The 23,501-nt window shown below is 62.2% G+C and carries 24 protein-coding genes; 7 read left to right on the top strand and 17 right to left on the bottom strand.

Translation table 11 applies throughout. The features are described 5' to 3' along the window. Positions 1 to 88: 88 nt before the first annotated feature. The 12 genes from KBW81_RS09195 to KBW81_RS09250 form a co-directional block, all read right to left on the bottom strand. Positions 89 to 430, bottom strand: coding sequence for a hypothetical protein (locus KBW81_RS09195; protein ID WP_254246955.1), 342 nt, complete (start codon positions 428 to 430; stop codon positions 89 to 91). Then, on the bottom strand, positions 427 to 2,253 hold the full coding sequence (locus KBW81_RS09200; RefSeq protein ID WP_254246956.1) for an ABCB family ABC transporter ATP-binding protein/permease: 1,827 nt from the start codon (positions 2,251 to 2,253) through the stop codon (positions 427 to 429). The genes KBW81_RS09195 and KBW81_RS09200 overlap by 4 nt, the downstream gene beginning before the upstream one ends. 57 nt (positions 2,254 to 2,310) lie before the next feature. Next, positions 2,311 to 3,453 carry a LysM peptidoglycan-binding domain-containing protein gene (locus tag KBW81_RS09205; RefSeq protein ID WP_254246957.1) on the bottom strand — a complete coding sequence of 381 codons (1,143 nt, stop codon included), beginning with the start codon at positions 3,451 to 3,453 and terminating at the stop codon, positions 2,311 to 2,313. A 135-nt stretch (positions 3,454 to 3,588) separates the two neighbouring features. Beyond that, a complete protein-coding gene (gene rarD / locus KBW81_RS09210; protein WP_254246958.1) occupies positions 3,589 to 4,491 on the bottom strand; it encodes an EamA family transporter RarD in 903 nt (300 codons plus the stop codon). Between the two features lie 123 nt (positions 4,492 to 4,614). Next, entirely contained in the window at positions 4,615 to 5,067 is a 453-nt protein-coding gene (locus KBW81_RS09215; RefSeq protein ID WP_090187393.1) for a host attachment family protein, read from the bottom strand. 63 nt (positions 5,068 to 5,130) lie between these two features. Then, the gene (locus KBW81_RS09220; RefSeq protein WP_254246959.1) at positions 5,131 to 6,111 is read right to left on the bottom strand and encodes a threonine ammonia-lyase; all 981 of its coding nucleotides are present in this window, start codon (positions 6,109 to 6,111) and stop codon (positions 5,131 to 5,133) included. A gap of 66 nt (positions 6,112 to 6,177) precedes the next feature. Then, entirely contained in the window at positions 6,178 to 6,777 is a 600-nt protein-coding gene (locus tag KBW81_RS09225) for a superoxide dismutase (protein ID WP_090187391.1), read from the bottom strand. An 81-nt stretch (positions 6,778 to 6,858) separates the two neighbouring features. After that, a complete protein-coding gene (locus KBW81_RS09230; protein ID WP_254246960.1) occupies positions 6,859 to 7,434 on the bottom strand; it encodes a sarcosine oxidase subunit gamma in 576 nt (191 codons plus the stop codon). Then, positions 7,427 to 10,438, bottom strand: a complete 3,012-nt coding sequence (locus tag KBW81_RS09235; protein WP_411914386.1) for a sarcosine oxidase subunit alpha family protein — start codon at positions 10,436 to 10,438, stop codon at positions 7,427 to 7,429. The genes KBW81_RS09230 and KBW81_RS09235 overlap by 8 nt, the downstream gene beginning before the upstream one ends. Beyond that, complete coding sequence (locus KBW81_RS09240; protein ID WP_090187382.1) at positions 10,429 to 10,758, bottom strand: sarcosine oxidase subunit delta; 330 nt, start codon at positions 10,756 to 10,758, stop codon at positions 10,429 to 10,431. The genes KBW81_RS09235 and KBW81_RS09240 overlap by 10 nt, the downstream gene beginning before the upstream one ends. A 96-nt stretch (positions 10,759 to 10,854) precedes the next feature. Continuing rightward, a complete protein-coding gene (locus KBW81_RS09245) occupies positions 10,855 to 11,184 on the bottom strand; it encodes a hypothetical protein (protein ID WP_254246962.1) in 330 nt (109 codons plus the stop codon). A 115-nt stretch (positions 11,185 to 11,299) separates the two neighbouring features. After that, positions 11,300 to 12,544 carry a sarcosine oxidase subunit beta family protein gene (locus KBW81_RS09250; RefSeq protein ID WP_090187377.1) on the bottom strand — a complete coding sequence of 415 codons (1,245 nt, stop codon included), beginning with the start codon at positions 12,542 to 12,544 and terminating at the stop codon, positions 11,300 to 11,302. A gap of 211 nt (positions 12,545 to 12,755) precedes the next feature. On the opposite strand from KBW81_RS09250, the gene ccmI reads away from it, so the two are divergent. From ccmI to KBW81_RS09265, 3 genes are read left to right on the top strand one after another with little or no spacing between them, the layout of a single operon-like run. Continuing rightward, the gene (gene ccmI / locus KBW81_RS09255) at positions 12,756 to 13,949 is read left to right on the top strand and encodes a c-type cytochrome biogenesis protein CcmI (RefSeq protein ID WP_254246963.1); all 1,194 of its coding nucleotides are present in this window, start codon (positions 12,756 to 12,758) and stop codon (positions 13,947 to 13,949) included. Then, entirely contained in the window at positions 13,946 to 14,422 is a 477-nt protein-coding gene (gene ruvX, locus KBW81_RS09260) for a Holliday junction resolvase RuvX (protein ID WP_090187371.1), read from the top strand. The genes ccmI and ruvX overlap by 4 nt, the downstream gene beginning before the upstream one ends. Next, entirely contained in the window at positions 14,419 to 14,670 is a 252-nt protein-coding gene (locus KBW81_RS09265; RefSeq protein ID WP_254246964.1) for a DUF1289 domain-containing protein, read from the top strand. The genes ruvX and KBW81_RS09265 overlap by 4 nt, the downstream gene beginning before the upstream one ends. A 29-nt stretch (positions 14,671 to 14,699) precedes the next feature. Here the strand turns inward: KBW81_RS09265 and KBW81_RS09270 are convergent, their stop codons facing one another. Beyond that, positions 14,700 to 15,782: an ABC transporter ATP-binding protein gene (locus KBW81_RS09270; protein WP_090187366.1), complete on the bottom strand. Its 1,083-nt coding sequence runs from the start codon at positions 15,780 to 15,782 to the stop codon at positions 14,700 to 14,702. 102 nt (positions 15,783 to 15,884) lie between these two features. Next, complete coding sequence (locus tag KBW81_RS09275) at positions 15,885 to 16,664, bottom strand: SDR family oxidoreductase (RefSeq protein WP_254246965.1); 780 nt, start codon at positions 16,662 to 16,664, stop codon at positions 15,885 to 15,887. 148 nt (positions 16,665 to 16,812) lie between these two features. Here KBW81_RS09275 and KBW81_RS09280 point away from each other — a divergent pair, with 148 nt between their 5' ends. Continuing rightward, positions 16,813 to 17,814 carry a Hint domain-containing protein gene (locus tag KBW81_RS09280; protein WP_254246966.1) on the top strand — a complete coding sequence of 334 codons (1,002 nt, stop codon included), beginning with the start codon at positions 16,813 to 16,815 and terminating at the stop codon, positions 17,812 to 17,814. On the opposite strand, the gene KBW81_RS09285 is transcribed toward KBW81_RS09280, so the two are convergent. The 3 genes from KBW81_RS09285 to KBW81_RS09295 all read right to left on the bottom strand — a co-directional run bounded on the left by KBW81_RS09285 (position 17,815) and on the right by KBW81_RS09295 (position 19,874). Further along, positions 17,815 to 18,393 carry a hypothetical protein gene (locus KBW81_RS09285; protein ID WP_254246967.1) on the bottom strand — a complete coding sequence of 193 codons (579 nt, stop codon included), beginning with the start codon at positions 18,391 to 18,393 and terminating at the stop codon, positions 17,815 to 17,817. It lies immediately after the preceding gene. 81 nt (positions 18,394 to 18,474) lie between these two features. Then, positions 18,475 to 19,104 carry a hypothetical protein gene (locus KBW81_RS09290; RefSeq protein WP_254246968.1) on the bottom strand — a complete coding sequence of 210 codons (630 nt, stop codon included), beginning with the start codon at positions 19,102 to 19,104 and terminating at the stop codon, positions 18,475 to 18,477. Positions 19,105 to 19,226: 122 nt separating this feature from the next. Further along, positions 19,227 to 19,874 (bottom strand): hypothetical protein, encoded by a 648-nt coding sequence (locus KBW81_RS09295; RefSeq protein WP_254246969.1) that lies wholly within the window; start codon positions 19,872 to 19,874, stop codon positions 19,227 to 19,229. Between the two features lie 183 nt (positions 19,875 to 20,057). Here KBW81_RS09295 and KBW81_RS09300 point away from each other — a divergent pair, with 183 nt between their 5' ends. The 3 genes from KBW81_RS09300 to KBW81_RS09310 all read left to right on the top strand — a co-directional run bounded on the left by KBW81_RS09300 (position 20,058) and on the right by KBW81_RS09310 (position 23,422). Further along, positions 20,058 to 21,653 carry a peptide chain release factor 3 gene (locus KBW81_RS09300; RefSeq protein WP_090187351.1) on the top strand — a complete coding sequence of 532 codons (1,596 nt, stop codon included), beginning with the start codon at positions 20,058 to 20,060 and terminating at the stop codon, positions 21,651 to 21,653. Between the two features lie 78 nt (positions 21,654 to 21,731). Beyond that, the gene (locus KBW81_RS09305; protein ID WP_254246970.1) at positions 21,732 to 22,880 is read left to right on the top strand and encodes a DNA cytosine methyltransferase; all 1,149 of its coding nucleotides are present in this window, start codon (positions 21,732 to 21,734) and stop codon (positions 22,878 to 22,880) included. After that, a complete protein-coding gene (locus KBW81_RS09310; RefSeq protein WP_090187347.1) occupies positions 22,877 to 23,422 on the top strand; it encodes a GIY-YIG nuclease family protein in 546 nt (181 codons plus the stop codon). Before KBW81_RS09305 ends, KBW81_RS09310 begins: the two co-directional genes overlap by 4 nt. The last annotated feature ends 79 nt before the right edge of the window (positions 23,423 to 23,501 follow it).

Raw genomic sequence — 23,501 nt, forward strand, 5'->3', positions numbered from 1 at the left:
CTATGGGTGGTTTTGCCATAGCTACGCTGCGTCCCCGCGCCGCGCAATCGCCCGCGCCTGCGGCCGCTCTGCGCGATAGCGCACAGGGTCAGCTTAGGCCAACCTGCTGCGTCGCCGCATCCAGCCCCGCCCACCAATCCGCATAGCTGGTATTTTTGGGGTGTTTGCCGCCCTCGTCCGGGGCACCGTCGTCCCACCAGACCGGCCCGCGCTCGCCCAAGGCCCGCTTGGCCGCGTCCACCTTATCGCGGGCCGCGCGGGTGGCATCTTCGTTATCCGCCTGCCCCACGCCGCGGCGCGCCTGCATAAGCGCCTTGACCGCCGCCCGCCGCGCGGTGTCATCCAGCGCCGGGTTCGTTTTGCGCCACATCCGCCCTTTGGCCACGAAATAGCGCCCGTCCGGTGTTGTGGGATAGTCTTTGGCGCTCACGCCGCGTCCTCTTCCTCGCTTTGGCGATTCCACAGATGGGCATAGCGGCCAGCCTGCGCCAGCAGCGCGTCGTGGGTGCCGGTCTCGACGATCTCGCCATCCTCAAGGACAACAATGCGGTCGGCGTCCTGAATGGTGGACAGGCGGTGCGCGATGGTGATGACCGTGCGGCCCTGCCCCATCTGACGCAGCTCGCGCTGAATTTCCCGCTCTGTATCGGTATCAAGGGCGCTCGTCGCCTCGTCCAGCAGCAGGATCGGCGGGTTTTTCAGCAAGGTGCGCGCAATGCCAACGCGCTGCTTTTCGCCGCCCGACAGCTTGAGCCCGCGCTCGCCTACGGTCGTGTCATAGCCGTCGGGCAGGCTCATGATAAAGTCGTGGATATTGGCCGCCCGCGCCGCCTCTCGGATTTCAGCCTCGCTCGCCGCCGGGCGACCGTAAGCAATGTTGTAGTGGATCGTGTCGTTAAACAGCACCGTATCCTGCGGCACGACGCCAATCTGCGCGTGCAGGCTTTCCTGCGTCACGTCGCGCACGTCCTGCCCGTCGATCAGCATGGCCCCGCCGGTCACGTCATAGAACCGGAACAGCAGCCGCCCAATCGTCGACTTGCCAGACCCAGAAGAGCCGACAATTGCCACGGTTTGCCCCGGCAGCACATCCAGATCGACGCCCTTTAGAATGGGGCGCGCCGCGTCATAGCCAAAATGCACATCGCGCAGTGTGACTTGGCCGCCGGTGACCTTCAGCGCGGCGGCACCGGGCTTGTCCACGACCTCTGCTGGTTGTTCCAGCAGGTCGAACATGCCGCCCATATCGATCAAGGCTTGGCGAATTTCGCGGTAAACGGTGCCGAGGAAGTTCAGCGGCATCGTGATCTGGATCATATAGGCGTTTACCATGACGAAATCGCCAACGGTCAGATTGCCCGCCTGCGCGCCCATCGCGGCCATCACCATAACGATCACCAGACCCGCTGTGATAATCAGCGATTGGCCAAAGTTCAAAAACGCGAGGCTATAGTTTGTGCGTACTGCAGCGGTTTCATACTGCTTCATCGCGCCGTCATAGCGCGCGGCTTCCCACCGCTCTGCGCCAAAGTATTTCACAGTCTCAAAGTTCAGCAGACTGTCGATCGCCTTTTGGTTGGCGTCGGTGTCTTGATCGTTCATCACCTTGCGGATCTTCACGCGCCATTCTGTCACCGCAAAGGTGAACCAAACGTAAAGCGCGATCGTCACCACAACGACGACCATATACCAGACGTCGAAATTAAAGAACAAAACCACGGAAATCATGATCAGCTGCAACAGCAGCGGCCCCATCGAGAAGATGAGGAATCGCATCAGGAAATCAACGCCTTTGACGCCCCGCTCGATGATGCGGGACAGCCCGCCCGTCTTGCGCGTGATGTGATAGCGCATGGAGAGGCGGTGAATATGGGTGAAGGTTTCCAGCGCTAATGTGCGCAGCGCCCGCTGGCCAACCGGGGTGAAAATCACGTCGCGCAACTGCGTCAGGCCTGTCGTGGCCAGCCGCGATACGCCGTAAAGCACGGTCAACCAAACGGCCCCTAGGGCGATCAGCCACGTATCATCCCGCGCCTCTGCCGCTAGCGCATCGACGGCGGCTTTGTATAAAAACGGCGTGCCGACTGCGATGGCATTGGCAACCAACAGAACGCTGATGGCGGCAACGACGCGGATTTTGGTGTTCTTGTCGCCCGCGGGCCAAAGGTATGGCGCAACCCGGCTGATGACGTTCCAGCCTTCGATTTTGGCGTTAGGGTCGAAATTGGCATCGGTTTTGGACAGGCGGCGCATGAAAATTCCTTGGCTAATGCCCTTACCTAGGCAGGTGGGCGGGCGATGGCCAGCGCCCTAGCGGCCCGGGATGACAAAGACCTGCCCCGGATAGATCAGGTCAGGATCGCGGATTTGATCGGCGTTCGCCGCAAAAAGATCGACATACATGATGCCGTCGCCAAGGTTGTCGCGGGCAATCGCCCAAAGCGTATTGCCCGGCTGCACAGTCTGCGTGGCAGCGCCCGTATCCCCCTGAAGCGCGGCAACATTGCCCGGCTCCTCGCGCCGGAATGGCGTCTCCACGCGGCTGGCGACGGTGCCGTCCTGTGCAACCTCGTCGATACGCAGCGTGTAGGTGCCAGCGTTGATGTCCGGCAGGGTCACGCGCCAGTCGCCTTGCGGGCCCACGGGGCCAGCGACGACAGGTTCGTTATCGACGTAGACCTGCAAGTTCCCATCGCCGGGCGCACGCCCCGCCAATTGCACGCCGCCAGCCGTGTCATAGGTGATCGCGTCCAGCGCGACGCGGTCCATAACCTGCGGCCCCGGCCCTAAGACCCGCGCGCCTTGATTATCGACGACGACGGTGGGTTGCGCGGGGGCCTCTGCGACGGCCGCTGTCGCCTCTGCTGCGGCAGGCGCATCTGCACTGGCGATGGCGGGCGTTTCAGTCGCGGTTGGCGCGGCCTCAGCGACGGCGGCCTCTGCTGGCTCTGATGGCACCGCAATTTCCGCGACCGGCGCTTCGACAATTGCAGCCTCAGCCTCTGCGACCACAACTGGCTCTACTGGTGCGCCGGTGCCGGGGCGGACCAGCACAGCTTCACCGCTGGGGGCCGCGCCGTTTTCAGCGAATGTCAGGCTGCGGGGCGTATCCGATGCCGTGACCTCTGCCGTGGTGGCAAAACTGCCCGCGCCGTCGGCGGTCGCGGTTGCAATCGCCTCTCCCTCTAGCAGCAAGGTGACTTCAGCGCCGGGCGCGGCGTGGCCAGCGACAACCGCGACCCCGTCCGGGCCTAGCAAAAAGGTATCGACGGTGGGGCCAGCCGCCTGCATCACAGGCGCGGCCTCTGGAACGGTGTCTGCCGCTTGAGCTGGCGCGGCAGCGGGCACATCGTCCACCTGCGGCACATCGCGGGGGAAAAGCGCAATCACGAAGACGGCCAGCGCCACCGCCGCCCCTGCGCCGCCAATCAACCGTGCTGTGTTATTTGCCATAATCCTTCGCCCCCCAGCGATCCCGTCTTGGCGGAATCCCGCCCAAAGACAGGCTGGCGCAAAGCGCTGGCCGCTGCAAGCGTCCGTCGGTGCAAGGATTTCAAGCGATGGCGCGCGCAACACACATTTGCGCGGTCAGATCACCGCCCGCGCCCGCCGCCGTGCGCGGCGATCCGATGCGATAGTGGACACCGAATACAGCGCCAACGCCGCCCAGATCATCGGAAAGGCGATGGCGTGCCACGGCGTCAGCACATTGCCAAAGAACAGCACGGCGCAGCCAAATTGCAGCGTCGGGTTCAGGTATTGCAGCAGGCCGACCGTCGACAGCCGCAGCCGCCGCGTGGCAAAACTGAACAGGATCAGCGGCACCCCGGTCAGGATGCCCGATAAGGCCAGCAGCGCCATATCGGGCCAGTTCATCGCGTGATTGCCAATTTCGGTGCCGCGAAAGATCAGCCAAAGCAGCGCCAGCGGGGCCAGCACCGCGACCTCTGCCGTGACCGACACCACGCCGCCCAGATCAAGGCCCTTTTTCAGCACGCCGTAGGCACCAAAGGTCAGCGCCAGCCCCAGCGCGATCCACGGCGCGACGCCAAGGCCGATTGTCAGCACGATCACGGCGACAGCGGCCAGCAGGACGGCCGCGATCTGCGCCCGGCTTAGGCTTTCGCGAAACAGGAGCCAGCCCAGCACGACGGCGACCAGCGGAAAAATGTAATAGCCAAGTGACGCCTCTAGCGCGTTGCCGATGGAAATACTGTAGATAAAGCCGAACCAATTCAAAGAGATGGTCACAGCAGAGGCCACGATCAGCAACATGGTGCGCCGGTCGCGCAATGCGGCCGCGACCAGACCCAGCCGCCCCTGCACCGCCAGCAATGCGCCAAGAAAGATCAGCGACCAGACCGTGCGATAGCACAGCACCTCTAGCGGGGGGACATGGGCCAGCAGGTGATAATACAGCGGTGACAGCCCCCAGACCGTGCAGGCCAGAATAAGGGCGAGCACGCCTTGAACGCTTGGGGAAAATCGCATGGGAACGGCCTTGATCAGTCGCGCCCATCTGCTTCGAAATCGGCGGCGGTCACAAGGCGAAACGACAAGGCCGCCCGCGTGTTTCGCAGGCGGCCTCTGATCTGTTGGTGCGACAAGGTCGGATTAGGCGACGAGGTCGGCCTTCACGATGTCCTCGATATCCTTGACCGGATGGTTGGTCAGGGTCTTGGGGATCTCTCCGACGATTTTGTCGGTGACTTCCTGATGCAACTGCCCGCGCAATTCGCCCAGCACGCCGGGGCTGGCGACCAGCACAAGACTGTCGAATTTGCCCTTATGGGCGCGCTCATACAGGATATCTGCCAGATCAGCGGCAAAGCGGTCCTTGGCCAGCTCGTGCCAATCGGTGTCGTCATAGGCCGACTTGCCCGGATTGGCGGATTGGCCAACACGGCCGGGGCGGTTGGCGGATTGGTCGATATCCTTGGGGTTATCCTGCTCCTCTTTGCGGATCACCTCTAGGTTTGGGTTGGTCCCGTCGGTGATGTTGCGCAAAAAGAGTGCCTTTTCGCCGTCAGCCACCACAACCCATGTGCCATTTTTGATCTGTGTCATGCTCGGATCTCCTTTGGTTATCACTTGGGAAACCAACGATCCGCGCGGGCGCATTGTTCCGCCCTACCCGGCCATCACCGTCTGCCACCGCGCCACAGACACGTTGGATCCGCAGGCGATGATGCCCACGTGCTTTCCAGCCAATTCATCCCGCAGCGGCCCGCAGATTGCGGCAAGGGATGCGGCGCAGGCGGGTTCCGCCAGCAGGCGCAGCACGTCCATGTAATGCCCCATGCCGGCGCGCATCTGCGCGTCAGTCACATGCACCATGCGGTCCACAACTTGCTGCGCCACGGCAAAGGAATAAGGCATCGCCTTGGGCGCGCTCAGGCTGTCAGCAATCGTGGCGATCTTGTCCAGCGCAACAGGATGGCCTGCCGCAAGGCTGCGAGTCATGCTGTCAGCGCCGGTCGGTTCCACCCCGATGACCTGCACAGCAGGGTTCGCCAGCTTAAACCCATGCCCCAGCCCGCCGATCAAGCCGCCGCCGCCGACAGGCACGACCAGCGTGTCAATCTGGGGGGCTTGGGCCGCGTATTCCGCGCCGCAGACGGCTGCGCCAAGGGTCATATGCGCGCCGTCAAACGGATGCAGGATCGCGCGTCCCTCCTGCGCGACAACGCGGTCCATTTCGGCAAAGGCGGCGGGCATGTCGTCGCACAGCGTGACTTCGGCCCCCATCGCGCGGCAGCCTTCGATACGCAGCGGGTCCACCGTCGATGGCATGGCGATGCGGGCACTAACGCCTGCCGCCTGCGCCGCCCAGCTAACCGCCAGCGCGTGATTGCCGCCCGACGCCGCCACCACGCCAACCTGCCGTTGCACCGCGTCGAGCCGGCGCAGCCCTAGCAAAACACCGCGCGCCTTGAACGATCCGGCCTGCTGAAACAGTTCCAGCTTGACCGTGATGCTGGCCGCATCCGGCAAAATCCCGCGCCAGCGGTCAGAGGTCAGCGCCAGCACAGGCGTGCGGATCGTCTCTGCCGCGATGTCGGCGGCGGCAGCGGCGATTTGATCAAAGGTGGGCAGGCTTACGTCGGTCATGGCATCATCCAAAGCAAAAGGCCCGCGCACAAAACGCGGGCCCTTGTTAGTCTAAGTGCAGGCGAATTACATCCGGCCTGCGACGTTTTCCCAGTTCACCAGGTTGTCGAGGAAGTTGGTCAGGTAAGCCGGACGCTTGTTGCGGAAGTCGATGTAGTAGGAGTGTTCCCACACGTCGCAGCCCAGCAGCGCGGTCTGACCAAAGCACAGCGGGTTCACGCCGTTTTCGGTCTTGGTGATCTTCAGGCCGCCATCGGTGTCCTTGACCAGCCATGCCCAGCCAGAGCCGAACTGACCCGCGCCAGCAGCCGCGAACTCGTCCTTGAACTTCTGGACGGACCCAAAGCTTTCGGCCAGTGCCAGCTCTAGCTCGCTTGGCATTGCCTTAGTGTCGGGGGTCATCATTTCCCAGAACTGGTTGTGGTTCCACAGTTGCGACAGGTTGTTGAACAGACCGCTCTGCGCCACGGCACCGGACTGGTAGGTGCTGGTAATCGCGTCTTCCAACGACATGCCTTCGTATTCAGAGGCAATCAACAGCTTGTTGGCGTTGTCGACATAGGCTTTGTGGTGGATATCGTGGTGATACTCCAGCGTCTCTGCGGACATACCCTTGGATGCCAGCGCGTCGTGGGCGTAGGGAAGATCGGGAAGTTCAAAAGCCATGATGTGACCCCTTTTATAAAGTGTATTTCGCTGCCGCGAATGGAAGCGCGATTAGCTGCAGGGTCAACCCCTGAAAGCGGATCAAGTTCCGCGTGGAAAGTGCCCAACTGGCCCCGCAGCCGCCGATGCAGCCAGCAAATCAAAGGCATATTCGGCGACAGAGCGGAAACAGATGACTTCAAACGTTTGCGGACCGCTCATCCAAAAAGCCGCCGCGATCTGCCCAAGTCTGGACCGCAGCACTTGGCCTTCGCCGAATGCGCCGGGGTACAGATCAACGGGGGCCAGCTTGGCGATGACTTCGCGGGCGAACGGCCCGTCCACCCGCAGCATGGTGCGCGCATCAGAGACGTCGACCGCCAGATGATGTTGGCCTTTCAGCACTTTGGCGATGCGGGCCAAGCTATCGGCCACACTGACATAAGGCAGCACGAACAGCAGCTCGTCCGGGGACATCCACAGCACGGCGGCGTCGCCTTTGACCTGCACTTCACGCGGCGCAGGGGCTGGCAAGCCCACCAGATCCTTGCAAAGCGACCGGATTTTCGAGGACGCCAGATCGCCGCGCAGGGTAATCATGCCGTGCACGCCGGTATCGCTGACTTGGACGCTGCCGTGCGTGGCCCGCAGGCTGAGGGCGCTGATGGGATCAGACATTCTGCTTCTCTCCGTCCTTGTCATAGAACACTGGATCGACGATGCGCGCATCGACAAACCCGCCGTCTTCTTTGGTAAAGGCGATCACTTCGCCCATACGGGTGGGGCCGTGTTTCACCAGCCCCATCGCGATGCCCTTTTTCAGCGTCGGCGAATAATAGGTCGATGTGACGCGCCCCTGCGTGTTGCGCTGGCCATTGGCATTGACGCCCTCTGCCATCGCATAAGCGCCATCTGCCAAGACCGAGCCATCCACCGTTTCCAGCCCGACCAGTTTCCAGCGATCCGGGTCGACCATATGGCTGCGCAGCTGGCCGCGCTTGCCCAAAAAGTCGTCCTTTTTCTTGGAAATCGCCCAGTTCAGGTTCAAGTCCTGCGGAATGACCGTACCATCGGTTTCATCACCGATCATGATAAAGCCCTTTTCGGCCCGCAGAACGTGCAGCGCCTCTGTCCCGTAGGGCATCAGGCCGAAAGCCTCGCCCTGCTTGACCAGCAGATCCCAGAACGCAGCCCCTTGGCCCGCGGCGACGGCGATTTCATACGACAGCTCGCCAGAGAAACTGATGCGGAACACCCGCACGTCAAAGCCGCCGATCTGCCCGCTTGCCCATTGCATGAACGGCAGGTCATCCTTGGTCAGCGCCATGCCGCCAATCGCCTGCAACAGCTGCCGTGCCTTTGGGCCAACAACGGCGAATTGGGCGTATTGCTCGGTGACATTGGCCACATAGACCTGCCAATCCCACCATTCGCACTGCAGCCAGTCTTCCATATGCGCCAAAATACGATCGGCGCCGCCGGTGGTAGTGTGGCAAAGCCAGGTGTCGTCATCCATCCGGGCGACAACACCGTCGTCCATCAAGAAGCCGTTTTCGCTGCACATCAGACCATAGCGGCATTTGCCGACGGCCAGATTGGACATCATGTTGGTATACATCATGTCCAGAAACTTGCCCGCGTCCGGCCCTTTGACGATCAACTTGCCAAGGGTGGACGCGTCGAGCAGGCCGACGTTTTCGCGGGTGTTCACCACCTCGCGCGTGACCGCGTCATGGGCGGTCTCGTCCCCGCGCGGATAGGCATAGGGCCTGCGCCACTGGCCGACCGGCTCGAACTCTGCGCCCTGCGCATCGTGCCATGCGTGGACCGGCGTTTTGCGGATCGGCTGGAACAGCTCGTCGCGCGCCACACCTGTGATCGCGGCCAGCGGCAGCGGCGTATAAGGCGGACGGAAGGTCGTGGTGCCGACCTGCGGGATTGCTTCACCTAATGCATTAGAAAGCACCGCGAGTCCATTGATATTACTAAGCTTTCCCTGATCCGTTGCCATGCCTAGCGTGGTGTATCGCTTGGCGTGCTCAACGGATTGAAAGCCCTCTTGCGCGGCCAGTTGCACGTCGCTGACTTTGACGTCGTTTTGGTAATCCAGCCACATCTTGGACCGCAGCTTGTACGGGGCCTGCGCGGGCATGATCCAGACCGGGGTCAGCGCATCCTCTGCCACATCGTCGCCCATCGGGGCTTGGCCCGGTTTGCGCGTATGACCCGCCACCTTGGCTGCCTTGCGCCCGGCGCTAAAGCCGTCGGCAATCGCCTCGGCGGTGAACAAATGGCCGTTGGCAGTGCCAACCGCGATGACGAAGCCTTCGCCGTCCGCGCCCAGCGGCGGGCGATCCGCGTCGGGGCGGAAAAAGGCATGCGGCTCGTCCCAGACCAGCTTGCCGCCGCAGTGGGACCACAGGTGCACCACGGGGGACCAGCCGCCCGACATGGCAACGCAGTCGCAGGGGATCGTTTCCGTGACCGTGCCTTCGCCGTCCTGCGCGCAGACCTGCACCCCGGTGACGCGCTTACCGCCATCGACGGCTGCGATACCGCTGTTTGTCAGCACTTTAATGCCAAGGGCGCGCACTTGCTCTGGCAGCTCGCCCTTCGCAGATGTGCGTGCGTCGATCACGGCGGGCACGTCTAGCCCTGCGTCATGCAGGGCAATCGCGGTGCGGTAGGCATCGTCGTTATTGGTGACAATCACAGTGCGTTCGCCGACAGCGACGCCAAAGTTTACGACGTAATCCCTCAGGGCAGCCGCAAGAAGAACGCCCGGCACATCGTTGTAAGCAAAGGACAAAGGCCGTTCAATCGCGCCCGTCGCTGTGACGATGCGTCCGGCCCTGATCCGCCAAAGCCGCTGACGCGGACCGCCCTGTTTGGGCGCGTGGTCGGTCAGACGTTCGTGCGCCAGCGCATAGCCGTGATCGAACACGCCAGCGCCCTGACAGCGCAGTCGCATATCGACGTTGGGCATGGCGTGCAGCTCTGCCAGCGTCGCATTCACCCAGTCCTGCGCACTGATGCCTTCAATGCTGGGCCGGTCCACAACAGCCCGGCCACCCCAGCCAGAGGTTTGTTCCACCAGCAGCACCCGCGCACCCGCACGGCCCGCAGACAACGCCGCAGCCAGACCCGCAATTCCGCCCCCAACAACAAGGACATCCACAGTGACGTTAAAGTGCTCGTAGGTGTGATCGTCGCCGGTTTCCGGCGCACGGCCAAGGCCGGCAGAGGCGCGAATGATCGGCTCGTACACATGTTTCCAGAACGCCTGCGGCTGCATGAAGGTCTTGTAATAGAAACCTGCGGGCAGAAAGCGCGACAGCTTTGCGTTGATGACGCCGACGTCGAATTCAAGGCTTGGCCAATGGTTCTGGCTGCGGGCAGCGAGGCCGTCAAACAGCTCGACCTGCGTGACACGCGCATTGGGTTCCTGCCGGTCGCCGCGTCCCAGTTCCACCAGCGCGTTCGGCTCTTCTGCGCCAGCGGCGACAAGGCCGCGCGGGCGGTGGTATTTGAATGAGCGGCCGACCAGCAGTTGATCGTTCGCCAACAAGGCAGAGGCGAGCGTGTCGCCAGAATAGCCCTGCAACCGTTTGCCATTAAAGGTAAAATGCACTGGCCGGTTTTTGGCGACCAGCCTGCCGTTTGTGCGCAGCCTCATTGGAATGTCCCCCACGACCAGCCCGGTTGCTTTGCGGATATCGCGTCGCGGATCGCTTGCGGCGGCTCCGTCGTTTGCGCGGAATAGGTGCCGTAGACTTCTAGCGTCGCCGTATTGCGGGCGGCCAGAAACCACTTGCCGCAGCCGTAAACATGACGCCAGCGTTCAAAATGCACACCCTTTGGGTTTTCGCGCATGAAGAGGTAGTTCTCGAACTCCTCCGCCTCTGATCCGGGCCCAAAGCGTTTCACATGCGCCTCTCCGCCGGCGTGCAGATCGGTTTCATCGACCATCCGGTCGCAGTGCGGGCAATGCAGGATCAGCATGGGATAACCTTTGAAGTGAGGGCCGAAAACGACGAAAGGCCGCCCGGTCCCATGGGGAACCGAGCGGCCAATGCGTCGCGGGTAATCTGTGGTGTCTTAGTTGCCAGTCGTCGCGTCAGCCGCGCCTTCGGCAGCATTGCCAGTCGCTTCGGCTGCGCCAGCAGCAGCGTCGCCAACTGCGTCAGCGGTGCTAGCCGCTGCATCGCCAACTGCATCAGCCGTGGCCGCAGCAGAGGTGTCGGTCGTGGCTGTTGTGCCAGCGCCGTCGCCGCCAAAGAACAAGAATGCCAGAACGGCAAGAACGATGACCACGATGCCCAGAATGACGGCTGTGCCGCTGCCGGACTTTTCCACGACAGGGGTCGTGTTGTGGATGTTTGTCGTGTTCGGGCGGGTTGGGTCAGTGTTGTTGTTGTAGTCCGACATGTTGCGGGCTCCTGATAAGGTCTATTTGGCGACAAAACGTCGCAACCTTGCCATTGGTTCCCATGGTTTGCACAAATATCAGGCTGATCTTGCGTCATGCTCTTAAACTGCATGATTAATGCGCCACGCCAGCGGCGACGCTCTCGTCGATGAACTTGCCATGACGGAAACGGTTCATCGAAAACTCTTCGGTCAGCGGCGATGCGCCCTTGGCCATCAGCTCTGCCATGGCCCAACCAGAGCCCGGGATCGCCTTAAAGCCGCCCGTGCCCCAGCCGCAGTTGACAAATATGCCTTCCACCGGGGTTTTCGACAGGATCGGCGACCGATCCCCCGTCACATCCACGATCCCGCCCCACTGGCGCAGCATTTTCAGCCGCCCGACGATGGGGAATGTTTCGACCAAGGCGCGGACGGTTTCTTCGATATGATGGAAACTGCCGCGCTGGGTGTAGTTATTATAGCCGTCCGTGCCGCCGCCGATGACCATCTCGCCCTTGTCGGACTGGGACATATAGCCGTGGACCGTGTTCGCCATGACGACGACATCCATGCAAGGCTTGATCGGCTCGCTGACCAAGGCCTGCAACGCGACGCTTTCGATGGGCAGCTGAAAGCCCGCCTTTTGCGCCAAAACGCTGGCGTGGCCTGCGACGACCATGCCCAGCTTGCCGCATTTGATATCGCCGCGCGTGGTGTTCACGCCGGTGACTTTGCCAGCCTCAGTCGTGACGCCCGTGACTTCGCACTGCTGGATGATATCCATGCCCATATCGGCGCAGGCGCGGGCATAGCCCCACGCGACCGCGTCATGGCGCGCCGTGCCGCCGCGCGCTTGCCACAGTGCGCCCAGCACCGGATAGCGCGGGCCGTCGATGTTCATGATCGGGCACAGCTCTTTCACCCGCGCGGGGCTGATCCATTCCGTCGTCACGCCCTGCAAGTTGTTGGCATGCACCGTGCGCTGATAGCCGCGGATTTCGTGCTGGGTTTGCGCCAGCATCATCACGCCGCGCGGGCTGAACATGACGTTATAGTTCAGGTCCTGAGACAGCCCCTCGTACAGGCTGCGCGCCTTTTCATAGATCGCGGCAGAGGGGTCCTGCAGATAGTTGCTGCGGATGATCGTCGTGTTGCGGCCCGTATTGCCGCCGCCCAGCCAGCCCTTTTCCAGCACCGCGACATTGGTGATGCCGAAATTCTTGCCAAGGTAGTAGGCCGTCGCCAGCCCGTGGCCGCCAGCACCGACGATAATCACATCATAGCGCGGCTTTGGTTCGGCCTGCCCCCATGCGCGGGTCCAGCCGCTGTGCTGACGAAAAGCTTCGCGGGCGATGGCAAAGGCGGAATAGCGTTTCATGAGGCTCGAATCCTTCAAGGCCTGTGCGGGTCTTACCCGCCTTTCCTGAACAAAACAGACATACCGAAGCTGTGCGCCAGCGGCAAGACAGACGAGGTTTGCGACATCCCCTGCGGTTGGGCAATGCCCGCGTTGTCGCAGGGGGCCTTACGCGGGGTTTTCACAGGGGCCGTGACCGCTTAGGTAAGGCGCGAACCCAAGGGGGAACAGCATGTTCTGGATCATTTGCATTGTCATGGCGCTTGGCCTTGCGTCGCTACTTGCGGCGCCGTTACTGCGCCCGGCAGTTGCGCGCGATGACCACCCGCAGGTGGCGATCTACAAAGGCCAGCTGGAAGAGGTCGACCGCGACATCACCCGCGGCGTGCTGAACGCCGATGAGGCAGAGCGCGCCCGCGCCGAGATCGCCCGCCGTCTGCTGGCCGTCAGCCGCACGCATCAGGTCACAGGCACCGCGCCGCGCAGTGCAAACATCGCGGTTGCGGGCGTTGTGGGCGTCATGTTGCTTGGCGTTGGCGGCTACACCTACCTGCAACTGGGTGCGCCCGGCGATCCCGATCAGCCCCTCGCTGCCCGCCTTGCCGAGGCCGAGGTGATGCGGGACACCCGCCCCGATCAGGCCGCGCTCGAGGCTGCAGCCCCGACCCTGCCCCCGGTCGATGCACCCACCGACTACCTAGAGCAGATCAACCAGTTGCGCACGATGGTCCCGACCCGTCCCGATGATCTGCAAGGCTGGACGCTGCTGACCTTTCACGAAACCCGTCTTGGCAACTATGGCGCGGCGGCCCGCGCACAGGCGCGCGTGGTTGCGCTGAAGGGTGACGACGTTCCGATGGAAGACCTGGAACGCGAAATTGACCTGATGGTGGCCGCCGCGAATGGCATCGTGTCGCCAGAGGCTGAAACCGTCGCCCGCGCGATCCTGACCCGGGACGAAGCAAACGTCGCTGGGCGGTATTACATCGGCGCGATCTATGACCAAACCGGACGATCCGACATTGCGCTGCGCTTTTGGCGCCCCATTGCCAACAGCGGCGACACGTCCTTTCACGGCGAGTTAATCCGGTCCCAGATTGCAGGTGCCGCCGCCCGCGCGGGTGTGGAATATGAATTGCCCGATCTGCGCGGTCCCGGCGCGGCGGATATCGCAGCCGCCGAAGACATGACAGAAGAAGACCGCACCGCGATGATCGGCGGCATGGTGGCACAACTTGCAGGCCGTCTGGCCGCCGAAGGCGGGCCTGCTGCGGACTGGGCGCGGCTGATCTCTGCCTACGGCGTGCTGGGCCAGACCGAGGAAGCGCGCACCGTCTATACGGAGGCGCAAACCGCCTTTGCCGGTGACAACATCGCCTTGCAAACAATTGAAACCGCAGCGCAATCTGCTGGGGTCGCGGAATGATCTGCGAAGACGTCAGCAGCTTTTTGGGCAACGTCCCCGCCTTTGGCGCACTGGCGGGGCTGGACCTTGGGACCGTGACGATTGGCGTTGCCGTGTCCGACGTGATGCGCGGCGTGGCCACCCCGACGGAAACGATTAAGCGCAAGAAATTCGGGCTGGATGCCGCCGCGCTGCTTGCGCTGTGCGAAAAGCGCCAGATCACCGGATTGGTGCTGGGCCTGCCGCTGAACATGGACGGCAGCGAAGGGCCGCGCTGCCAAGCCACCCGCGCCTTTGCCCGCAATCTGGAACGGCTGACACCGCTGCCAATCACCTATTGGGACGAGCGTTTGTCCACCGTCGCCGCCACCCGCGCCCTGCTGGAAGCCGACACATCCCGCAAGCGCCGCGCCGAAGTGATTGACCACGTCGCCGCCGCCTATATCCTGCAAGGCGCGCTGGACCGGATCACCCATATGAAGGCTAACCCATGACCGACGATGTCTGGAAACGCGACGAAATCGACAGCCCCTGCATCAAGATTTGCGTCATCCACCCGGCCAGCCGGCTGTGCACCGGCTGTTTGCGCACGATCGACGAAATCGGATCGTGGTCGCGCATGATGCCTGACGCGCGGCGCGCTGTGATGGAAGAGCTGCCAAACAGGTCCGGTCAGATCACCCAGCGGCGCGGCGGGCGCGCGGCGCGGCTGGGCAAAGATATGTCAGGCGAAAAGCCTTAGGGCCTTAAACGACTTTGGACGAAGACTTTTTACGCTGCTGCCGGAAACACAAAACACCGATCGCGGCGGATCATGATCCATAGCGGCGTGCCCGGTTTGGGCAGGAACACCGACGGGATTTGCGCCCGCAAGATCGTGCCATCGTAATCCATGCGGAATTCCACCAAGGATTCTGATCCCATGAACCGCGCCCGCTGCACGACACCGCGCGCGGGTGTGCCTTCCATCGGGGTTGGGTTCGGGCCACGGCCCGCGCGGTCAAAGTCGATTTTCAGGTGCTGCGGACGAATGCAAATATCGACCGCCGTGCCGTCCGGCACACCGGGGGCAAGGAATTGGCCGAAGGGCGTGTCGGTCAACGCCCCGCGCACTTCGCCCCGAATCACGTTGATATCACTAAAGAATGCAGCCGCCTTGCGATCAACCGGCGTGTTGTAAATGTTGTAAGGCGCGCCGCGCTGCACGATCCGGCCATCGCGCATCAACGCAATCTCGTCCGCCATGCGCATCGCCTCGCCCGGCTCGTGGGTGACCAGCAGGACGGCGGTGCCTTCGGCCTTGAGCACGTCCAAGGTTTCATCCCGGATGTCATCGCGCAGACGGTCATCAAGGCCCGAAAACGGCTCGTCCATCAGCATGACTTTGGGCCGCGGTGCCAGTGCGCGGGCCAGTGCAACGCGCTGTTGCTCGCCGCCCGACAGCTCGTGCGGGAAGCGGTCGATATGGCGGCCCATGCCGACTTTGCCCAGCAATTCTTCGACGCGGGCGCGGGCCGCGCGGCGGTCAAGCTTGAGGCCGAAAGCCACGTTTTGCGCGACGCTGAGGTGCGGAAACAGGGCGAAATCCTGAAACATCAGACCGATCGACCGGCTTTCAGGCGGCACGTCGCGCCCGTCGCCGCAAATCAGCTGGCCATCGACGTGGATTTGCCCCGCATCGGGCGATTCCACCCCAGCGATCATCCGCAATGTCGTGGATTTGCCGCAGCCAGAGGGGCCCAGCAGGCAGGTCACCTGCCCCGGCATCACGCTCAGGCTGACATCATCGACGACCTTTTGGCCGCCAAAGCTTTTGGCGATGTGACTGATTTCAAGGCGCGGCGTGGCGGTCATGGCATACTCTAGCGAAATACTAAGGCATGGCCTAGCAATCCCTGCCCCCAAGGGCAAGGCAGCACGCGCGGCACTGTCAAAGCGCCGCGCATGCCAAATGTTTTACAGCGTCGCGTTGACCGCGCCGCCGTCCAGCAGGATGTTCTGCCCGACGATAAACTGCGCCCGGTCAGAGCACAGGAACGCACACATCGCGCCGAAATCTTCGGCCGTGCCGTAGCGGCGGGCCGGGATCGTCGCGATCCGCTGCGCGCGGGCATCTTCGACCGAGATGTTCTGCGCCTTGGACACGCCACCATCAAGCGATGCGGCGCGGTCGGTGTCGTGGATACCGGGCAGCAGGTTGTTAATGTTCACGCCAAATGGCGCAACCTGCCGCGAGGTGCCGGCGACATAGCCGGTCAGGCCCGCGCGGGCGCTGTTGGACAGGCCCAGTTGCGGGATCGGTGCCTTGACCGAACCAGAGGTGATGTTCACGACCCGGCCCCAGCCCTTGTCGATCATGCCTGGCAGCAGGGCCGTCATCAGCGCAATGGGGGCCAGCATATTGGCGTCCAGCGCCTTGATGAAATCGTCGCGGTTCCAATCGGACCACAGGCCCGGGGGCGGGCCGCCAGCGTTGTTCACAAGGATATCAACGCCCTGCGCCGCTTTGATCAATGCGGCGCGGTCGTCCTCGTTCGACACATCGCCTGTGACGGTTGTCACCTTGACGCCCCAGCGGTCGCGGATCTCTTGCGCGGTCTGCTCTAGCGCCTGCGCGCCGCGAGCGTTCAGCACCAGATCAACACCAGCCTCGGCCAAGGCTTCGGCGCAGCCGCGCCCAAGTCCACGCGAAGATGCGCAAACCAGCGCGGTTTTCCCCTTGATGTTCAGGTCCATCCTGTCACTCCCTATCCAGCAATAAGCCGGTTTATTAACACTACATCGGTTAACATACAGCAATCGCTCGGCGATCATAGATTGACTGCGATAACATTGACCCCAGATGCAGACTCGTTAACTTGCATCTAATTGTTTAAGATTGTCCATGACGCAAAAAACGGCCCAGGTTCAAAGCGTGCAGGTGCTCTCTGCCACCACGTTTTGCGTGACTGATGGCGTCGCCTTTGGCGAGCCGTTGACCTTTGCTGACGAATTGGTGCTGGACGACATCTATGAAATGTCACCCGTATCGCGCGCTTTGGCCCTATCGCTTAGCGCGACGGACGTCAGCGGGCAGTTTAAGGTCGCACCGGGCGGGCAAACCGGGATGCCGGACAGCGATGTGTTTCTGGATTGCTGCATCACCTTGATGGCCGTCGATGGCAAAACCTACGAGGCGCTTATCCTGGTCGAGGTGGTCGCTGGCGGTGTCGAAGCCGTCTATATGCTGCCGCTTGCGAACCTGAAATCGGGCACGCCTTATCGCCTTGTCGGCGTCGACCGGCAGATCGCGCCCATGCGCTTTGCAGAGGTCGCCAGCGTATCCTTTACCCGCGGCACCCGGATCACCATGTCATCGGGTGCGCAGGTTCCGATTGAAGACGTCCGCGTCGGCGACAAGGTTCTGACCCGCGATGACGGCCCCCAGCCCGTGCGCTGGGTCGGCGAATCGACCCTGCGCGCCGTCGGTGAATTTGCCCCCGTCGTGATCCGCAGGGGCGCGCTGCATAACGCCAATGACCTGATCCTTAGCCCCGACCACCGCCTGTTCGTCTACCAACGGCAAGACCGTTTAGGCGCGGGCCGGAACGAGGTGCTGGTCAAGGTCCGCCACCTGATCAACGGAGAGACGGTATTCCAGCAAGCCGGCGGTTTTGTTGACTATTTCCAGCTGCTGTTTGATCAGCACCAGATCATCTATGCCGAGGGGATCGCCGCAGAATCCCTGCTGATCGACCCGCGCACCCGCGCGGCCCTGCCCGACCATCTGGACGAAGAAGTGCGCCGGGGGCATGGGCACCGGCCGCATCATGACTATGAAGTGCGCGAGTCCTTGCTGTCGTCAGGCGATGCGGTGTCGTTGCTGCGCCAGGCGTCGCGCGACTGATCACTCTGGAATGCGCGTTCCGGCAAAGGTGCCGTCAAAAATATCCTGCCCTGCCGGTCCTGTGATATCGCCAAACACCAGCCCGCGCACGGCGGTTTGGGTCTGGTTGATAAACTCGCCGTCCATACTGGCATCGATGGTATAACTGGCCCTGCCGTCCGACAGGGTGCCGTCCAAATCAGCGTCAAAGCTATAAGCGGCGCTGCTGTCCGTGCCGCGAAAAATGCTGCCATCGGTAATCGCCAGACCGCCGGACAAAGGGACGCCGTCGCGCGCCTCGAACCCGCTGGCTTGGCCGCGGATCTGGTCAAAGCCCGCGCCAAAATTCATCGCCAGCGTCAGATCGGCGAGGTATTCGACGCGCGCGCCGTCCTCTCCTGTTGGCAGGGCGGCGCGCATATAACCGTCATAGCTGGCGCGGCCTGTCGTCGGCAGCAAGCTCGGGTCGCTGACATCTTGTCCGTCAATTTGGCCGTCAATCTGCCCCGGCGTCGGCCCGCCGTTTTCATTGCCGCCCCCGCCACCACCGCAACCGGCTAAACACAGCAGCATCGCACCGCCCAAGCACCGCGTGATCATCTGTTCAGCCCCCATGATCTGATGGGGGCTAAACTGACGCCTCGCGGTTAATCAAAGATTAATCCGCCAAGCCCCGCAGGATTATTCGCGGGCCAGAATGCCGGTCAGGCCAAAGGTGCCGCCTTCGACCGCATTGCCATTGCTGACAGTGATATCGCCATACATTGGCGCGCCGATGAACTGACCGCTGGAGCCCTTGAAGCCGCCGTTGGTTATGACGCCGTCAACGCGGACCGTCTCTCCTGCGCCAGTGCGCAGCGTGCCATCCACGTCGGACCGGATCGTCACCTGAGAGCGGTTCAAATCGCGGTCAAGCCGGCCGTTCGACAAGGTCAGCACGCCGTCAATCGGGGCCCCTTGAGAGGTCACAAAATTACCCGCCGTGCCGCCCACGCGGTCCGTGCTGAAATCAACGCCCATCTGCATGACGCCAGCAACATCGGTGCGGCGGCCCGGCACGCTCAGATCGCCGGTCACATAACCTAGATAATTGGACCCGCCGCTGACCGGCACCTGCTGCTTTAGTGTCGGGTCGTTTCTATCGTAGGCGGGCGCAATCTGCTCCTGCACGCTTTGAATTTCCGCAAGGCTAAGCCGGCTATTATCCGGCACCTGCGGCAAGGTCGTCACGGGCACGCCAGCGCCGCCGCAGGCTGTCATGACGGCAAGGGCGGTTACGCTGATCGCGGTGCGAAGGGGATTGACGGTCATGGCAGTGATCCTGTTGAAAACAAAAAGGGCAAAGCCCCGCAAACCGCGCGGCCTTGCCCCAATCCTTGCACCAGACCCGGCCCGTCATGCGATGACGGGGGGTGTGCTATCGTATAGCGGCCTTAGTTTTCGCCCACGAAAGCAAAGTCGGCAACCGCAGAGTTGCCGTTCATCGTCGCGGTCATCGACGGTCGAAACCCCTGGTCGGCGAAGAAGGAGCCGCTGGTGCCGCTGAAGGCCTGAATAGCCCGCGTGCGGATGGACCCTGACGTGCGGTTGCCTTCGAAATAGCCAATGGCAATCCCGTCCAGTGCAATCCGGTCTGAACCGGCGGTCAGGTTGCCGTTGAAATCGACCGCAAACAGCCCGGACGTCTCGTCCGAGCCGACAAGACCATCGGTAAAGGCGATCTGCCCCCCGACATTCACACCGCGACCGTTTTCATCCACGCCCCTGAAGTTCGTGACACCGCCGCTCATGTCGTCATTGGCAAAGTTGACGGTCAAACGCGAATCGCCCGTCATGGCATAGCTGTTTGTGAACCCGTCCACCGACAAAAGCGCGGGACCACTGAACGTCGACGTGCCCGTAGAGGGAATATTGCGCGGCACCGTATCCGTCATGCTGTCGATATTGTCAGCCGTCGCGCCAAAGCTGCGGACGCTGGTTTCAAACTGCGATAATGTCGGCACTTGCGGTGACAAGTCTGTCCCGGCTCCGCCGCAGGCTGCAAGGCTAGCCAAAGCGATCGCACTCATTACTAATTTCATCAAAGAATCTCTCTTGGTTCTTCCAATAGTTGCTAAATGATTAATCACAAAATGGTTCGGCAAGAATATGGCGAAAGCAGCCCACAGGTTGATTTAGGCTAACTTCTTTGCATGACAGGGATGCAGCGCGTGATCCACAGCCCCGCATTGCCCTTACCCCTGCCGCAGGTTACAGGATCAGCCATGACAAATCGCCCTGCCCTTCCGCCCGAAATCGCCCGCCGCCGGACCTTTGCGATCATCTCGCACCCGGACGCTGGTAAGACGACGCTGACTGAAAAATTCCTGCTGTATGGCGGCGCTATTCAGATGGCTGGACAGGTGCGCGCCAAGGGCGAAGCACGGCGCACGCGCTCTGACTTTATGCAGATGGAAAAGGACCGGGGCATTTCCGTCTCGGCCTCTGCCATGTCGTTCGATTTTGACGGCTACCGGTTCAATCTGGTGGACACGCCCGGCCACTCTGACTTTTCCGAAGACACCTATCGCACGCTAACCGCCGTGGACGCCGCCGTCATGGTGATCGACGGCGCAAAGGGCGTGGAAAGCCAGACGCAAAAGCTGTTCGAAGTCTGCCGCATGCGCGATCTGCCGATCTTGACGTTCTGTAACAAGATGGACCGCGAAAGCCGCGATACCTTTGAAATCATTGACGAGATTCAGGAAAATCTTGCGATTGACGTGACGCCTGCGTCTTGGCCAATCGGCAAGGGCCGTGAATTCATCGGCACCTATGACATCCTGAACGACCGGCTGGACCTGATGGACCGCGCCGACCGCAACAAGGTCGCGCAATCCGTGCGCATCAGCGGGTTGTCTGATCCGAAACTCAAGGAACTGATCCCCGCAGAGCTGCTTGGTACCTTCTTGGAAGAGATCGAGATGGCGCAAGAACTGATGCCAAAGCTGGATCACGACGCGATGTTGGCGGGCACCATGACCCCGATCTGGTTCGGCTCTGCCATCAACTCTTTCGGCGTTAAGGAACTGATGGAAGGAATCGCGACCTACGGACCAGAGCCGCAGATCCAGCGCGCCGAACCCCGCATGATCGCGCCAGAGGAGACGCCTGTCACCGGCTTTGTCTTTAAGGTGCAGGCCAATATGGACCCAAAGCACCGCGACCGCGTGGCGTTTGTCCGCATGTCGTCGGGCCACTTTGAACGCGGGATGAAGCTGACCCACGTGCGCAGCAAAAAGCAGATGGCAATCACCAACCCGGTGATGTTCCTCGCCGCCGACCGCGAGTTGGCCGAAGAGGCCTGGGCCGGCGATATCATCGGCATCCCCAACCACGGCCAGCTGCGCATCGGCGACACCCTGACCGAGGGCGAAGCGCTGAAAGTGACTGGCATCCCGTCCTTTGCGCCGGAGCTGTTGCAAACCGCCCGCGCGGGCGACCCGATGAAGGCCAAGCACCTTGAAAAGGCGCTGATGCAGTTTGCCGAAGAAGGCGCGGCCAAGGTGTTCAAACCGACCTTTGGTTCCGGCTTTATCGTCGGCGTCGTCGGTGCCCTGCAGTTCGAAGTGCTCGCCAGCCGGATCGAGATGGAATACGGCCTGCCCGTCCGTTTTGAAGGCTCGCAATTCACATCGGCCCGCTGGGTGCACGGCACACGCGACGCGGTGGATAAATTCGCCGCCGCCAACAAACAGCACATCGCGCTGGATAACGACGGCGACACCGTGTTCCTGACCCGCCTACAATGGGACATCGACCGCGTGGGCCGCGATTACCCGGATATCAAGCTGTCGGCGACCAAGGAAATGATGGTCTAAAGGACATCGATTGGGGCGGGTTTTGCCTTGTGAAAAACCCGCCCCGTTCCTATTCTGTTCGAAGCTGAAAGGACAGAAATGACCCCGCCCACCCCCAGATTTGCCGAATTTTTCGCGGGTGCGGGCATGGTCAGGGCGGCCTTGTCGGACGGCTGGGATTTAGCTTTTGCCAATGACATTGATGCGGGCAAATGCGCAGCCTATGCGGAAAATTGGGGGCCGGATGGTTTGATCTGCGGTGATATCGCGGCGCTTGACCCTGCCCTTTTGCAACAACCGATTGATTTATATTGGGCCAGCAGCCCTTGTCAGGACCTCAGCCTTGCTGGCCACCGGTCCGGCCTTGCGGGTGCGCGGTCATCGACGTTTTTTGCATGGATCGAACACGTTCGCGCGGCGCGCGCGGGCGGCTTTGCGCCCGGCATTCTTGCGTTTGAAAACGTCACGGGCCTGCTGTCCAGCCACGGGGGCCGGGATTTTCAGGCGGTCGTCGACGCCTTCGCTGCCTGCGGCTATCGCTGCGGCGCGATGGAGATTGACGCTCGCCATTTCCTACCGCAAAGCCGTCCCCGCGTCTTTGTCATCGCCGTGCGCGATGATCTGGACCTGCCCGCCGGGTTGACCCAAGATGCCCCCAGCGGCACCTTTCATACGGACCGCATCCGCGCCGCCCATGCCGCATTGCCACGCAAACTGGCGCAGCGCTGGATCTGGTGGACCCTGCCCGACCCCGCACGTCCTAATGCAGCGCTGGCCGACCTGATCGACACCGCCGCGCCCGACGTGATGACGCCCACCAGCCTGGACCGCTTGCTGAGCCTGATGACCGCCCCCCACCGCGCCCGCGTGCAAGATGCGGTCGACGCGGGCGGCTTGCACGTCGGCACCGTCTATAAACGCGGCCGTCCTGATGGGCTGGGCCAAACCGTGCAGCGGGCAGAGGTCCGCTTTGACGGCATCGCAGGCTGCCTGCGCACGCCGGGTGGCGGATCATCCCGGCAGACTGTCCTGATCGTGCGCGACGGCACTGTCACCGCCCGCTTGCTCTCAACACGCGAGGCCGCGCGCCTGATGGGCCTGCCCGACAGTTACCGCCTGCCCGCGCGGTTTAACGACGCCTACCGCCTGTCCGGTGACGGCGTGGCTGTGCCCGTCGTGCGCCATTTGGACACCCATATTTTCCAGCCGCTGATCCGCCATACGCGTCGCATCCGGTCCGCCGCGTGATCGATCCCAAGGCTTACCGCGCGCGCCAGATCAAGGATCTGACCGACCAAATCGGCGTCTACGCCCTGTGCGATCTGGACGGCGTGCCGATCTACGTCGGCCAATCCGTTGACGGCATCCGGTCCCGCGTGCGGCGACACCTGACATCTGCTCGGTCAGACATCATCGCCAACCGCATGATCGACGTCTGGGAAATCGCCTATGTCAAGGCGTGGCCCGTCGCGGACCCAAGCGCCATTCCCGCGCTAGAGGCTTATCTATTCGCAACATTCGACGCCCAGAACCAGCTGATGAATGGCAAGGCCATGACCAGCGACACCGACCTGTCCGCCGACCTGCCCGCGCCGCAGATCGTGCAGGTCATCGCCGAAGACGAACGCCAAGACCGCCTGCGCCCCGCGCAGCGCCTGCCCCGCCAGATCGCGCATTACCTATCGCTGGTGGACTATATTCAAACCGTTAAGGACGAGCGGCACCTCAAACGCTCTTTGCAAGCTCATTTCGATCGGCTGGTCGCCTATCACACGACCTTTTTGTCTTAGATTCGTTCAGTAATAGTTAACCCGATACGTCCAAAGTGACGGTATGCGATGGTTGTGTTTGATCCTGTTTTTGTCCGCC

The organism is Loktanella salsilacus (assembly GCF_024206795.1).
Taxonomy (GTDB): domain Bacteria; phylum Pseudomonadota; class Alphaproteobacteria; order Rhodobacterales; family Rhodobacteraceae; genus Loktanella; species Loktanella salsilacus.